The sequence below is a fragment of the Microbulbifer discodermiae genome (genome assembly GCF_040742695.1).
In the GTDB taxonomy this organism is placed as follows: domain Bacteria; phylum Pseudomonadota; class Gammaproteobacteria; order Pseudomonadales; family Cellvibrionaceae; genus Microbulbifer.
Window position 1 is genome coordinate 1 of record NZ_JBFLAB010000074.1, and the last position, 13,061, is coordinate 13,061.

The window sequence follows — 13,061 nt, forward strand, 5'->3', positions numbered from 1 at the left end:
TTCTCGAGGAACAGTTCGCGCCGTGTTTTGCGTTTCTTGATAGTGTATTCGGCTTCGGCGAAGGTCAGTTGGCTCATGATTGAATCTGTGTATGTTGGAAATGGGGTAAATTATGCCAGACTGGAGCAGTTTTTCAGAGGTTCCATTAGCAGTTTAGCCAGTGCCCGGCTCGCCCTGCCAATGTACAATAGTGCCTACAGTTTTGGTTCGGCAGGCAGGACATGAAGGATCGCAAGACCACCCACTTCGGCTACCAAGAGGTTCCGGTGGAGGAAAAGGCCGGTCGCGTGGCGGAAGTGTTTCACTCCGTCGCGGCGCGTTACGACATGATGAACGATTTGATGTCCGGGGGTATCCACCGGCTGTGGAAGCGTTTTACGATCGAGCTGTCCGGCGCCCGCCCGGGGCAGACGATTCTCGATATCGCTGGCGGCACCGGGGATCTGACTGCGCGCTTTGCCCGCATCGTCGGCCCCGAGGGCCAGGTGGTGCTGGCGGACATCAACGAGTCCATGCTCCGGGTCGGCCGCGACCGACTGCTGGACCGGGGTATTGCCGGCAATGTGGTGCCGGTGCAGGCAGATGCCCAGTATCTGCCCTTTGCGGACGACACCTTCGACTGTATCACCATCGCCTTCGGCCTGCGCAACGTCACCGACAAGGATCTGGCGCTGAGTTCCATGTTACGGGTGCTCAAGCCCGGTGGGCGCCTGCTGGTACTGGAGTTTTCCAAGCCTGAGTCCAAACTGCTGGAAAAGATCTACGATCAATATTCCTTCCGCGTGCTGCCCTTCATGGGCAAGCTGGTGACCAACGATGCCGACAGCTATCGCTACCTGGCGGAGAGCATCCGCATGCACCCGGACCAGGAAACCCTCAAACAGATGTTGAGTGACGCCGGTTTCGTGGATTGCGAGTACCACAACATGACCGGCGGCATTGTCGCACTCCACAAGGGCATCAAACCCTGACTAACCGGGACTGAAGGAAAGCACTTGGACCCCACATTCCGCACCGGCTTTGCCGCCGCGCTGGAAAGCGTTGTCAACGGGGCACTGGCATGCGATCCAGCGACCCGCGCACGCCTGGCCCAACTGGACGGCCGCGCCCTGGCCCTGGATTTCACTGCACCGCGCCTGTCGCTGTATCTGTGGATCGAGGGCGACCGGGTAGGGGTGGGCCAGCAGTGGGACGGGGAGGTGTCCACGCGCCTGACCGGCTCCGCCATCGCCATGTTGCGCCTGCTCTGCGATCCCGGCGCCACTCCCGCCAAACTGGACGTGAGCGTTAGCGGCTCCAGCGCGCTGCTGGCGGAGCTGCAGTCGATTCTGCGGGATCTGGACCTGGATTGGGAGGCGCCGCTGGCCCGGCTGGTGGGCGACCTGCCAGCGCATACGGCCGGCAAGGCACTGCGCTCCGCCTGCGGCTGGTTGCGGGACAATTTGCGCGCGGCGCCATCCGCCGCTGCCGAAGCGCTGAGTGAGGAGTGGCACCTGACACCGCCGTTGGCACAATTCGAAGCCTTTGCTGCGGACATCGCTGAGCTGTCGTTGGATAGCGACCGCCTCGACGCCCGCCTGCAACTGCTGCGGGATAAATTTTCCAGGCAAGAGGCACACTGAAGGTGCCGGTCACTCGCAGCTTCACCATAGCGCGGGTTTTCCTGCGCTACCGACTGGACCAGCTGTTGCCGAAATCCAGGCGGCCCCTGTGGCTGAGTATCGCCTGGTCACCATTGAGACTGCTGCCACAACCGCGCATGGCGCGGGGCGAGCGCCTGCGCCGCGCCCTGGAGGAACTGGGGCCGATTTTCGTCAAATTCGGCCAGCTATTGTCCACTCGCCCGGATCTGTTGCCCGCGGATGTAGTCGCAGAACTGGACCACCTGCAGGACAATGTGCCGCCCTTTCCCGCCGACCAGTGCATCGCCCGCGTCGAGGCTGCATTGGGGAACAGTGTCGACAACCTGTTTGCGGAATTCGAGCGCACACCCCTGGCGTCCGCCTCGGTGGCCCAGGTTCACGGGGCACAGCTGTTCAGCGGCGAATCGGTGGTGGTCAAGGTGCTGCGCCCGGGCATCGAGGGTGTCATAGAGCAGGACCTGCACCTGCTGCAGTGGATAGCCCGCTGGATAGAGCGCTTTGTGCCCGACGGCCGCCGACTGCGGCCGCTGGAGGTGGTGGTGGACTACCGACACACCATCCAGGGAGAGCTGGACCTGGTGCGCGAGGCCGCCAACGCCACGCAACTCAAACGCAACTTCTCCAATTCACCCCTGCTGTATGTCCCGGAAGTGTACTGGGATTACACCCGCTCCAATGTGCTGGTGCTGGAGCGCATCCACGGTATCCCGGTAACGGATCTGCCGCAATTGCGGGCCCAGGACACCAATATGCCGCTGCTTGCCCAGCGCGGCGTGGAAATTTTTTTCAAGCAGGTGTTCGAGCACAATTTCTTTCACGCCGACATGCATCCGGGCAATATCTTCGTGTCCCGCGACCACCCCCAGCGCCCGCAGTATATCGCCATCGACACGGCCATCGTCGGCAGCCTGTCGCGGGAGGACCAGTACTATCTGGCCCGCAATCTGCTGGCCATGTTCCGCCGCGATTACCGCATGGTGGCAGAGCTGCATGTGCAGAGTGGCTGGGTGCGCGCCGATACCCCCATCAGCACCTTCGAGGCGGCCATCCGCGCAGTGTGCGAACCCGTATTCGAGAAGCCCCTGGGGGAAATCTCCTTTGCCCGGGTGCTTATCAGCCTGTTCCAGACAGCGCGCCGCTTCGATATGGCAGTGCAACCACAACTGGTACTACTTCAAAAAACCCTGCTCAACATAGAGGGACTCGGCCGACAGCTTTATCCACAACTGGACCTGTGGCAGACTGCCCATCCATTTCTCGAACGCTGGATGCGCGAGCGTATCCATCCGCGCACCCTTCTGGGGGAAATCCAGCGCTACGGTCCCGAGTGGCTGGAGAAATTCCCCCAGCTACCGCAAATGGTGTATGCGGCACTGGACCAATCGCGGGAGATAGCACCACAATTGCATAACATTCAGCAGCAGTTGGCGCGCGGCCAACAGTGCGGACGCCGCCAGTATCTACGCCGTGGGGCGGGAGTACTGCTAGCCATAGGTGCCCTGGCGTTGGCATCGCCACAGTGGCTAGCACAGCTGCCCCCGGCCGGTTGGGTGATGGGGCTTGCCGCTCTGGTATTGCTGCTGTGGCCCTAGGGCCTGCCCCGGTAGCCCGGTCAGGCTGCGCTATTATGCCGAGTTATAGAGTGGGAATTCGGAAACAGACTGTGACACAAGTCAGTGCCAATACCGACCTGATCGCCCAGGTGAGCTGGGACGCGGACGGCCTTGTACCGGCCATCGCCCAGGAGTTTCAATCCGGTCGCGTGCTGATGATGGCGTGGATGAACCGGGAATCACTGCAGCTGACCATCGACGAGGGGCAGGCCGTATACTGGTCGCGCTCGCGGGGCAAACTGTGGCGCAAGGGTGAATCCTCCGGCCATGTGCAACGACTGCGCGAACTGCGGTTGGATTGTGACGGCGACACCCTGTTACTCCTGGTGGAGCAGCTAGGTGGCATTGCCTGCCATACCGGACGCGCCAGCTGCTTCTATCGGGTGCTACAGGATGACGGCTGGCAGCCTGTACTGCCGATAATTAAAGATCCAGAACAAATCTATGAATGATCTGTTGCGGGAACTTGACCGGGTATTGCGCCTCCGCAAGCTCGACGCCGATGCGGACTCCTCCTATGTGGCGAGCCTACACAAAAAAGGCCTGAACAAGATTCTGGAAAAAGTGGGCGAAGAAGCTACTGAAGTCATCCTCGCCGCGAAAGATGCCGAACGCAGCGGCGACCGACAGGCTGTGATCGCCGAGACCGCAGATCTCTGGTTCCATTCGCTGGTGATGCTGTCCCACTTGAACGCTTGCTCCGACGACGTTGTACAAGAATTGGGACGCCGTTTCGGCCTGTCCGGACTGGAGGAAAAGGCATCCCGCAGCGGTGACTGACCGCGTGGGCAAACTTTTAGAGAACCGGTGCGACGGATGTCGCTCCACAGCAATAAACGGGAGAAAAACATGGGTTTTGGCGGCATTAGCATTTGGCAGCTGTTGATTATTCTGGTGATTGTGTTGCTGCTGTTTGGTACCAAGCGGCTGAAGAATCTCGGTGGCGACCTGGGCGGGGCGATCAAGGGCTTCCGCAAAGCGATGAAAGATGAGGAGCGCGAGACCAAACCCGAGAATCAGGAGCGCATCGCCCACGAGGAGAGCGACAAGCCACAGCAAGAAGACCCAACGACCGAACGACAGAAGCAGTCCCAGGACAAATAGTGCGGGTGCTGCGCGGTGTTTGATATCGGCTTTTTTGAGCTTTTGCTGGTGGCAGTGGTGGGCCTATTGGTGATAGGGCCGGAACGCCTCCCGGACGTGGTGCGCACCAGTACCCGCTGGTGGTCCGGCATTCGGCGGTCCCTGTCCCAGGCCCGTGAGGAATTGGAACGCGAAATCGGCGCGGACGAGATTCGCCGCGAACTGCACAACGAGCGCATTATGCGCGAGTTGGAGGAGAGCCGCCGCGAAATGGAGCAGACCCTGAGCGGAACAGAAAGCCCCGCCAGCGAGTCTCACGATCCGAGTACCGAAGCCGAAGAATACATGCCGGAACAGGACGAAGCGGGCGAAGAGCTGGTAGACCCGGAATACCCGGAGCACTGGCACGACCACGGTGATCCGGACCTCAAAGAGGATCCATCGGGTCAACAGCAAGCACCGGCACAAAAGAAAGAAAGCCCCCAATGAGTGAGCAGACTTCCCAACCGTTTATCGAGCACCTGGTAGAGTTGCGCGACCGGCTGCTCAAAACACTGCTGTTGGTAGTAGTCATCTTCCTGTGCATGGTGCCCTTTGCCGCGGAGATTTACGACTTCGTCGCCGAACCACTGCAGGCGCGACTGGTGGGCGACGCCGGTATGATCGCCACCGAAGTAACGTCCCCATTTTTTACGCCGTTTAAGACCAGTTTCGTGCTGGCATTTTTTATCGCCATCCCTTTCGTCCTCTATCAAGCCTGGGCCTTCATCGCGCCGGGCCTGTACCAGAATGAGCGGCGGCTGGCGATTCCCATCCTCGTTTCCAGCGTATTGCTGTTTTATGCGGGCATGGCGTTTGCCTACTATGTTGTCTTCCCGTTGTTGTTCGAGTTCTTTGTCAGTTCGGCTCACGCCGACATCAAGGTCCTGCCGGATATCAGCCGCTATCTGGACCTGGTGCTGAAACTGTTTTTTGCCTTTGGCTTTGCATTTGAAATCCCGATTGCCACGGTGCTGCTGATCGGGAGTGGCGCGGTAGATGCCGGGACTCTGGCACAGAAGCGCCCCTATGTGATCGTGGGTTGTTTTCTGATTGGCATGTTGCTGACGCCCCCGGACGTTATTTCCCAGTCGCTACTGGCCCTGCCCATGTGGCTTTTGTTCGAGGTGGGGATTCTGTTCGGGCGCTGGTTTAAATTTTCCGGCAACAACGAGCATGCCTAGCCGGGGATGGCGGCAGATAGTGATGGCTATGGTGCTGTGGGGCGCAGCCATCCCAGCTCCCACAGCGCTGGCGGGCACGCAGTGCGTCATTCTCCTGCACGGACTCACCAAGGACTCCAGCAGCCTGGAACCCCTGCAACAACGCCTCATCGCTTCCGGCTACTATGTGGCCAATATGGATTACCCATCGCGGGAAAAACCCATCCAGGAGCTGGCCTCGTTGGCGGTAGAGGCCGGGCTCAACCGGTGCGCCCGGGCACAGGCGCAACCGGTCAACTTCGTTACCCACTCCATGGGCGGTTTGCTGGTGCGGTACTTCTACGAGCATCAGCAGATACCGGCACCCCATCGCGTTGTGATGCTGGCACCCCCCAATCAGGGCAGCCGTATCGGCGACTGGCTGGACCATATTCCCTGGATCAAGCAGGTCAACGGGCCCGCTGGGCGTCAGATGGGAACAGGAAAGACCAGTGTCCCCCTGCAGTTGAGCCCGGTAAGCTTTGACCTGGGTATTATCGCCGGCAACCGCTCCCGCAATCCCATCGCTTCAGCCATTCTGCGCGGTGCCGACGACGGGCGCATCACTGTCGAAAGCGCCAAGGTAAAAGGCATGTGCGCTTTTATGACTCTGCCGCTGAGTCACGGCAATATCATGGCAAATGACACCGCTATGGAGGAAGTGCTGCGATTCCTGCGCTACGGCTACTTCACCGGTGAGAGCGCGCTGCTGCTCGACTGCCCGGCGCGCCACCACTGAAGCTGGTTATTCAGTGGAGCTTTGCTCCATGTTGCGCAGCACCAGGCGAATAAAAAACGCCGCCATCAGACATACGAAGCCAATAATGCCCAGGCTCAGGAGGCCGGAAAAGCTGGTAAATAAATCGATCAGCGCGGTCATTTATGGTTCCTCCATAGGCGCGAATCCTGGCGGTTGGTTTAGCAGGTGTGGTTTTCAACAGCCTGTTGTGCCGAACAGGGATGTTCGGGGCGCGAACCAAGCGTGTGACTGCCTGGTTTGCCGTGGAGGGTTTGCGGACACACCGCAAACCCGGGTTGAGGAAAGCCAGGCAAGGCTTTTTCAACAACCTGTCAGGTTCCCAGTTTATGGCCCGGTCCGGCCAGGGGGTTGACCCAGATCAAGCGCCCGCTGGAAACCGGCTGCTGAGAAAACTGTCAGTGGGTTCTGCCGTCAGAGAAATGCGGCTATGCTGAAAAAGCCCAGTGCCCCCAGGGCGAGCGCAAACAGCTCCTTTTCCCGTCGCCAATGGGGCGCCAGCAACAAGAGCGCCAGCGGCGGTAAGAAGATCGCGAGCCAGCCCTGCAGCAGGCTTTGGTGAAAACTGGTGCGCAGGAGACGCAGCCAACCGATAGCGGTAAAAATCAGTGCGAAGATAGTCAGTACTGCGGCGACCGGTGACAGCCCCGCGGCACCCGTTACCGGCTCCATGGCGGCTTCTCCCCAGAGCGGTGGTAGTGATTGAAAATTCAAAGGTCGGCATCCACAGTGTATAACAGCCAGCCATGCCCCAGGCTTTTGCCCTGGCCTCTGACCGGCAGGTTGATCGTCATAGCCCTGGTTTCAATTCTCACTCAGGGTTGCGAGACGGCGGGCTATTACTCCCAAGCAGTGGCTGGCCAGTTGCGTATCCTCGCCGCCCGGGAGCCCATCGACCGGGTACTGGCTGCACCGGACACAGATCCACAGCTGCAGCGACAATTGCGGCTGGTAAAGTCCATCCGCACCTATGCCCGCGACCAGCTTCACCTGCCCGTGGGCCGGTCCTATGCCACCTATGTGCAGCTGGATCGCGCCTACCCCATCTGGAACGTGCTGGCAGCACCGGAGTTTTCCCTCAAGGCCAGGCAGTGGTGCTACCCCATCGCCGGTTGCGCCAGTTACCGCGGCTATTTCCACCGGGACGACGCCCTGAAAAAGGCCCGCCAGCTGACCGAAGAGGACTACGACGTCTACCTGGGTCCGGTACCCGCCTACAGCACCCTGGGCTGGTTCAACGACCCGGTGTTGTCGAGTTTCATCACCTGGCCGGCGGACCGGCTGGCGAGATTGCTGTTTCACGAACTGGCCCACCGGCGTGTGTACATCTCTGGTGACACGCGTTTCAACGAAAGCTTTGCCACTGCCGTGGCGGAACTGGCGCTGCCGGACTGGCGCCGGCAGCGGGGGCTGCCCGGTCCCGCTAGCGTTGGAGAAGCCGAGCGACGGCAGCTCAACCAACTCCTGCTACAGGCGCGCAAGCAGTTGCAACTTCTGTACGGCAGAGATATGGGTGACGACTCCAAACGCCGGCAAAAAGCCAACATGCTGGCCCGTCTGCGCCAGTGCTATCGCCAAATGAGCGCCAGCTGGCCCAATCCGGCGCGCTACCAGACCTATATCGACAAGACCAACAACGCCACCCTGGCACTGGTGGAGGAATATCGCTCCCTGGTGCCGGCGTTTCGCCAGCTGTATCTGCAATCCGGGGGCTGGGAGGACTTCTATCAGGCAGTCGAAAGGCTGGGCGAGGAGAATAAAAAAACCCGCGATGCGCGCCTGCAGGCGCTGGGAGCCACCTATCAGCTCTCCAACAGGAAGGTCACTGGGCCGTCGTTCAGCAGCGACACCTGCATGTCAGCGGCGAATACGCCGCTGGCCACCGGTGCGAATTGAGCCCGCGCGCGGTCGATGAAATACTCGTAGAGCGTCCGCGCCTGTTCGGGATCGGCGCCGCGACTGAAACTGGGGCGCAGGCCCCGGTCAGTATCTGCCACCAGGGTAAACTGACTCACCACCAGCAGGCCGCCACCCGCCTGCTGCAGGTTGAGGTTCATGCGGCCATTGTCGTCGCCGAACACCCGGTAGCAGAGTACCTTCCGCAGCAGCCGATCCGCGCTCTCGCGGTTGTCCTTCGCCTCCACCCCCAGGAGCAACAAGAGCCCCCGGTCGATAGTGCCCACCGCCTCGCCATGCACTTCCACCCGCGCGTGCCGAACCCTTTGTATCAATCCCCTCAACGCAAATTTCCCCGTTAGCCATCGCACGCACTCTGGATCAGGCGGCGCAAATCCCCTAGATTAGCCAACTGTCCAAAGAGAAGAAACCGGAACCAATGGTATGAAAAAATCAATAGTCGCACTGGCCGCCGGCACACTGATGTGCGGTGTGGCGCTTGCCACCGAGGAATACCCCGACACTGCAACAGTCGCGCAACAGGACGACTATTTTGGCACCCGGGTGGCGGACCCCTATCGCTGGCTCGAACAACAGGATTCGAAACAGGTAAAGGACTGGGTGGGGGCCCAAAATGCGCTTTCACTGCCCACCCTCAAAGCACTGCCCAACTGGGAGAAAATCAACCGGCGCCTCACCGACCTATGGCAGTACGAACGCTACGGGGTACCCTACAAAAAAGCCGGTAAAGTCTTCTACCAGTACAACGATGGCAGCTGGGATCAGAATGTCTTCTATCGTACCGAGGACCTGGGGCGGGATGAAGCCCGTGTGGTACTGGACCCACGTCAACTCAGCGAAGACGGCACCATCGCGGCCAAACGCTACGCGGTGAGTCCCGAGGGGCGCTATCTGGCCTACGGTACCTCAGACGGCGGTACCGACTGGACCGACTACCATGTGCGCGACCTCAATACCGGCAAGGACCTCAAGGATCTACTCACCGGCATCAAGTTCAGCGGTGTCAGTTGGGCCGAGGAAGAGACCGGTTTCTATTACAGTCGCTATCCTTTCAATGACGACGGCAGCGCCGACGATAGCCAGCAGGTCGCCATTTATTTCCACAAGCTGGGACAGCCCCAGGACAGTGACACACTGGTCTACGAGATCACGGACCACCCAACCCGCAACCCCGGCGCCGAGTTGAGTCACGATGGCAACTACCTGGTGCTGACCATTTTCGACGGCTACGAAAGCAACGGTGTCTACTATCGCGATCTGCGCCAAAAAGAGGCGCAAGTCGTTCGCCTACTGGATGACTGGGATGGCCTTTATCATTACCTGGGCAACACCGGCAAGACTTTTTACTTTGAAACCAACGTCGACGCGCCCAATGGCCGCATAGTGGCCATTGATCTCGACAAGCCGGAAAAAGCCAATTGGAAAGAGCTGGTCAAGGAACAGCAAAATGCCCTGCAGGGTGCCAGCCTGATTGGTGAGCGACTGGTATTGCACTACCTGGAGGATGCCAGGTCCAAAGTACTGGTGACCGACCTCGACGGCAAACAGCAGTACGAACTGGAGCTGCCCGGCGTGGGCACTGTAACCGGTTTCTACGGCGAGCCGGACGATGCGGAAACCTACTACGCCTTCAGCAACTTCCTGACGCCGCCCGCCATCTATCAACTGGATGTGCTAAGCGGAAAAAGCAAAAAAGTGAAGGCACCGGACTACCCGACGGATTTCGCCGACTTCACTGTGGACCAGCACTTCTTCACCAGCAAAGACGGTACCCAGATACCCATGTTTCTGGTGCACCGCAAGGGCATGAAGCGCGATGGCAGCAACCCCACCCTGCTGTATGGCTACGGTGGATTTAACTCCGCGCAGTTGCCACGCTTCTACACCCGCTTTGCCGGCTGGCTGGATATGGGAGGCACATTGGCGATGGTCAACCTGCGCGGTGGCAGCGAGTATGGTGCCGCCTGGCACAAAGCGGGTACCAAGACCGAAAAGCAGAATGTGTTCGACGACTTTATCGCTGCAGCAGAGTGGCTGATCGACGAGAAGGTCACCTCACCACAGAAACTCGCCATTATGGGGCGCTCCAACGGCGGTCTGCTGGTGGGCGCCACTCTGGTGCAGCGACCCGACCTGTTTGCGGCCGCTCTGCCGATTGTGGGTGTGCTGGACATGCTGCGCTATCACACCGCCTCCGCCAACGCGCGCCAGTGGTCCAGCGACTATGGCCTGAGCGAGAACGAGAAGGAGTTCGAGGCCCTGTACGCCTATTCACCGGTACACAACACCCAAAAGGGCAAGTGTTATCCAGCCACTCTGATCACCACCGCCGACCGCGACGACCGGGTAGTGCCCTGGCATAGCTACAAGTTCGCCGCCGCGCTGCAGCGGGACCAGGGCTGCGACAAGCCCATCTACCTGGCGGTGGAAACCCGGGCCGGGCACGGTGCCGGCAAACCGGTGTGGATGCAGGTGGAGGATTTTACGAATCAGTACGCCTTCCTAGCAGACATTTTGGGAATGAAGCAGGATTGACACTCTCGGTGGAGGCAAAGCGAACTTCGTTCGTCGACTAGAAAATAAGTTATTAAAGACCATCCCCACCCAAAAAGGTGGTGGGGGTGGTAATTTTTTTAGTTAGGTAGAATTGTAAAACGCTCTATATAACTGGCAAGGTGAAAACTGGTTCCCCACTCTACCCCCGACGACTCGCCTAGATCTCGTTCTACATGTACTCTTACAAAGAGTTGGTCCCCCACCTGTGCCAGTGGCTCCAACTCCCGATAGCGGCGTTCTACGCAGTCGCTGTCACCCTCCGAGCAAGAACTTAGATAAATTCTCTGCGCCGTTTGGAAGTAGTAACGCAACTCCAGGCGATTTGAAATTTTCCTCCAAGAGAACTTGGCGGTACTGGACCCATAAAGAAGAGTGGAGCTCCGCAGCCTCACTAGTTCAGTACCCCTATTATCAGCAAAAAAGGCAAACCCAAAACCCAAATCATAATAGAGGGAATCAGGGTCCAGGGTTGAAAATGGCCAATCCGGGGAGACGAGCCTGGACGATGTCGGTATAGAGAGGCCGGCAGTGATTGGTACAAGCGGACCACCTGTGACGGAAACGACAGATCCATCGACGCGTTTCAAAATACCAAGGGTTTTGATCGCCGGCCCATCCGCACCAAGGGGGGTGTATTCCATATAATCTCCCCGGTTCATATCCAGGGCCATACGGCCATTATCCAGATAGCTCAATAATCCATCATCGGTATAGCCACTTTTAAAGTCGAAGCGCTGAGTTATACCGCCATTGTTGTTTGGCGTTACCACAGCCACTTGCAACCAATTTGCCCCCTGCGTATAGATTGTCGAATCTGTTTCCAGGAAAGTACGAACTGCGAAGCCCCCCTGGGTATACGTTTGCAGATCACCCGAGACGAAACGGTTGACTTGAGCATAACTATATTGACCGTCGAAGGTTACGTCCGTTTCACCACAGCGAAACGTATCCTTGACTGCATAGGCGGAGAAGATCGAAGTATCCAAATATTTCAGAAAACGACGCTTAACAGGTCGAGCCAGATAGTGGCCTGCCGCATCTAGCGCACACCCTTCCCGCGCGTCGCGAAAAATCTGCGGGTCGAATACTCCATCAACATCCACCACAAGCTCACGCTGTGCCAACCCTCCTATGCTGAAAAGAATTTTATTGTCATTTTCTTTGGTAAAGCCATATCCTGAGAGGTAACCATTCCCTTCGGCCCCACCACTTAACTGCACAACCTGTCCCCCTGGATAAGATTCAAAAGCGTCCCACTCAATAAATAGCAACTCACTATCTTCGAATCCGTCCAGCGGGAAAGTGTAATTGTAAGAGTTTAGCAAGCTTGCTCGAAAGGATTTATATTGTGTCGGGTTGATATCATGCAAGACTCTTGCGATCCGGTTAGCTGTGGAATAATCCTCAAGAAGTGCATAGGTGTCTGCATACTTAGAGGAGTCCCAGGAAGCTCCGAGTAAAATTGACTTTAGTGCAATTGCACTCTCAAGGATTATCTCTTGTGGAAGTGCCTGGGAAGCCTCAAACAAGTTCTCGGCTGTATCGATCGATTGAACAGCAGCTCGCTCAGTCATCACCGCCACACTGCTGCTTAAAGGTGAAAGAATAAGTGTTGGCAGTTCCGCTTGGTCGATCACACCATCGCCATTCGTATCTGTCAGCTGCGAAACCCTCCCCACATAGGATTTAAAAACGACCGGAACTTCGACACTTGCCGGTGAAAAAGAAGCGGTTATAACAATGAGATCATCTTCTGCCCCATTGTCTATATCTGCAGAGAAACGCCCTCCGTCGATACTGGCAGAGTACGCCTTAGAACCTACCAGGATGGAGACATCCCCAGAGTCGGCGCCCTCTACCACACCGGCAATAGCAAGGGTAGTCTCGTCGGAAGAGACTGGGGGTGGTTGGCCCACCCCTGGGTCGTTCTCCACATCACTGTTACCGCTACCACCTCCACCACAGGCAGAAATAGTTAAGGATAGTAATAAACAGGCAATCTTGTTGCTGGCTTTATGCATGCTACTTGATGGCAAAACCTACACCCTTTCGATTATTTATTGTTCAACTTTCGTTTAAATTTTCGCCATGTAGTGTAGCTTAAAATACTAAGGAACGTCTGAATAACTCAACAATCGCTACGGCAGTATCAGTATTTTCTGGTGCGGGCCTGAATTTGACCAAAACAACCCTGAGATTGTTTGTTTTTTCACCTGGAATCTACTTCTCAGCAGATTCCAGGTGCACTGGC

16 protein-coding genes are annotated in these 13,061 nt (G+C 57.9%); 12 read left to right on the top strand and 4 right to left on the bottom strand.

Features of this window, described 5'->3' with window-relative positions:
* The 10 genes from AB1S50_RS17440 to AB1S50_RS17485 form a co-directional block, all read left to right on the top strand.
* A partial coding sequence (locus tag AB1S50_RS17440; protein WP_367152375.1) for a hypothetical protein occupies positions 1-225 on the top strand: 225 nt, incomplete at its 5' end.
* Positions 222-971 carry a bifunctional demethylmenaquinone methyltransferase/2-methoxy-6-polyprenyl-1,4-benzoquinol methylase UbiE gene (gene ubiE, locus AB1S50_RS17445; RefSeq protein WP_367152376.1) on the top strand — a complete coding sequence of 250 codons (750 nt, stop codon included), beginning with the start codon at positions 222-224 and terminating at the stop codon, positions 969-971. The genes AB1S50_RS17440 and ubiE, both read left to right, overlap by 4 nt.
* A gap of 24 nt (positions 972-995) precedes the next feature.
* A complete protein-coding gene (locus tag AB1S50_RS17450; RefSeq protein ID WP_367152377.1) occupies positions 996-1,622 on the top strand; it encodes a ubiquinone biosynthesis accessory factor UbiJ in 627 nt (208 codons plus the stop codon).
* Between the two features lie 2 nt (positions 1,623-1,624).
* Complete coding sequence (ubiB, locus tag AB1S50_RS17455) at positions 1,625-3,235, top strand: ubiquinone biosynthesis regulatory protein kinase UbiB (protein ID WP_367152378.1); 1,611 nt, start codon at positions 1,625-1,627, stop codon at positions 3,233-3,235.
* 71 nt (positions 3,236-3,306) lie between these two features.
* Complete coding sequence (hisI, locus tag AB1S50_RS17460; protein ID WP_367152379.1) at positions 3,307-3,708, top strand: phosphoribosyl-AMP cyclohydrolase; 402 nt, start codon at positions 3,307-3,309, stop codon at positions 3,706-3,708.
* The gene (locus tag AB1S50_RS17465) at positions 3,701-4,036 is read left to right on the top strand and encodes a phosphoribosyl-ATP diphosphatase (protein ID WP_367152382.1); all 336 of its coding nucleotides are present in this window, start codon (positions 3,701-3,703) and stop codon (positions 4,034-4,036) included. Before hisI ends, AB1S50_RS17465 begins: the two co-directional genes overlap by 8 nt.
* 69 nt (positions 4,037-4,105) lie before the next feature.
* Positions 4,106-4,360, top strand: a complete 255-nt coding sequence (gene tatA / locus AB1S50_RS17470) for a Sec-independent protein translocase subunit TatA (protein ID WP_367152398.1) — start codon at positions 4,106-4,108, stop codon at positions 4,358-4,360.
* Positions 4,361-4,375: 15 nt separating this feature from the next.
* Positions 4,376-4,828 carry a Sec-independent protein translocase protein TatB gene (gene tatB / locus AB1S50_RS17475; protein WP_367152383.1) on the top strand — a complete coding sequence of 151 codons (453 nt, stop codon included), beginning with the start codon at positions 4,376-4,378 and terminating at the stop codon, positions 4,826-4,828.
* Positions 4,825-5,562, top strand: a complete 738-nt coding sequence (tatC, locus tag AB1S50_RS17480) for a twin-arginine translocase subunit TatC (RefSeq protein WP_367152384.1) — start codon at positions 4,825-4,827, stop codon at positions 5,560-5,562. Before tatB ends, tatC begins: the two co-directional genes overlap by 4 nt.
* Positions 5,555-6,319: an esterase/lipase family protein gene (locus tag AB1S50_RS17485; RefSeq protein WP_367152385.1), complete on the top strand. Its 765-nt coding sequence runs from the start codon at positions 5,555-5,557 to the stop codon at positions 6,317-6,319. Before tatC ends, AB1S50_RS17485 begins: the two co-directional genes overlap by 8 nt.
* 6 nt (positions 6,320-6,325) lie before the next feature.
* On the opposite strand, the gene AB1S50_RS17490 is transcribed toward AB1S50_RS17485, so the two are convergent.
* On the bottom strand, positions 6,326-6,460 hold the full coding sequence (locus AB1S50_RS17490; RefSeq protein ID WP_367152387.1) for a DUF3149 domain-containing protein: 135 nt from the start codon (positions 6,458-6,460) through the stop codon (positions 6,326-6,328).
* Between the two features lie 291 nt (positions 6,461-6,751).
* On the bottom strand, positions 6,752-7,009 hold the full coding sequence (locus tag AB1S50_RS17495) for a hypothetical protein (RefSeq protein ID WP_367152388.1): 258 nt from the start codon (positions 7,007-7,009) through the stop codon (positions 6,752-6,754).
* Positions 7,010-7,039: 30 nt separating this feature from the next.
* Between AB1S50_RS17495 and AB1S50_RS17500 the strand changes: the two genes are divergently transcribed.
* Positions 7,040-8,233, top strand: coding sequence for an aminopeptidase (locus AB1S50_RS17500; protein WP_367152390.1), 1,194 nt, complete (start codon positions 7,040-7,042; stop codon positions 8,231-8,233).
* Here the strand turns inward: AB1S50_RS17500 and dtd are convergent.
* Positions 8,140-8,577, bottom strand: a complete 438-nt coding sequence (gene dtd, locus AB1S50_RS17505; RefSeq protein WP_367152392.1) for a D-aminoacyl-tRNA deacylase — start codon at positions 8,575-8,577, stop codon at positions 8,140-8,142. The genes AB1S50_RS17500 and dtd overlap by 94 nt on opposite strands.
* A gap of 100 nt (positions 8,578-8,677) precedes the next feature.
* Between dtd and AB1S50_RS17510 the strand changes: the two genes are divergently transcribed.
* Positions 8,678-10,789, top strand: coding sequence for a prolyl oligopeptidase family serine peptidase (locus tag AB1S50_RS17510; RefSeq protein WP_367152395.1), 2,112 nt, complete (start codon positions 8,678-8,680; stop codon positions 10,787-10,789).
* A 98-nt stretch (positions 10,790-10,887) separates the two neighbouring features.
* On the opposite strand, the gene AB1S50_RS17515 is transcribed toward AB1S50_RS17510, so the two are convergent.
* On the bottom strand, positions 10,888-12,831 hold the full coding sequence (locus AB1S50_RS17515; protein WP_367152396.1) for a hypothetical protein: 1,944 nt from the start codon (positions 12,829-12,831) through the stop codon (positions 10,888-10,890).
* Between the last annotated feature and the right edge of the window lie 230 nt (positions 12,832-13,061).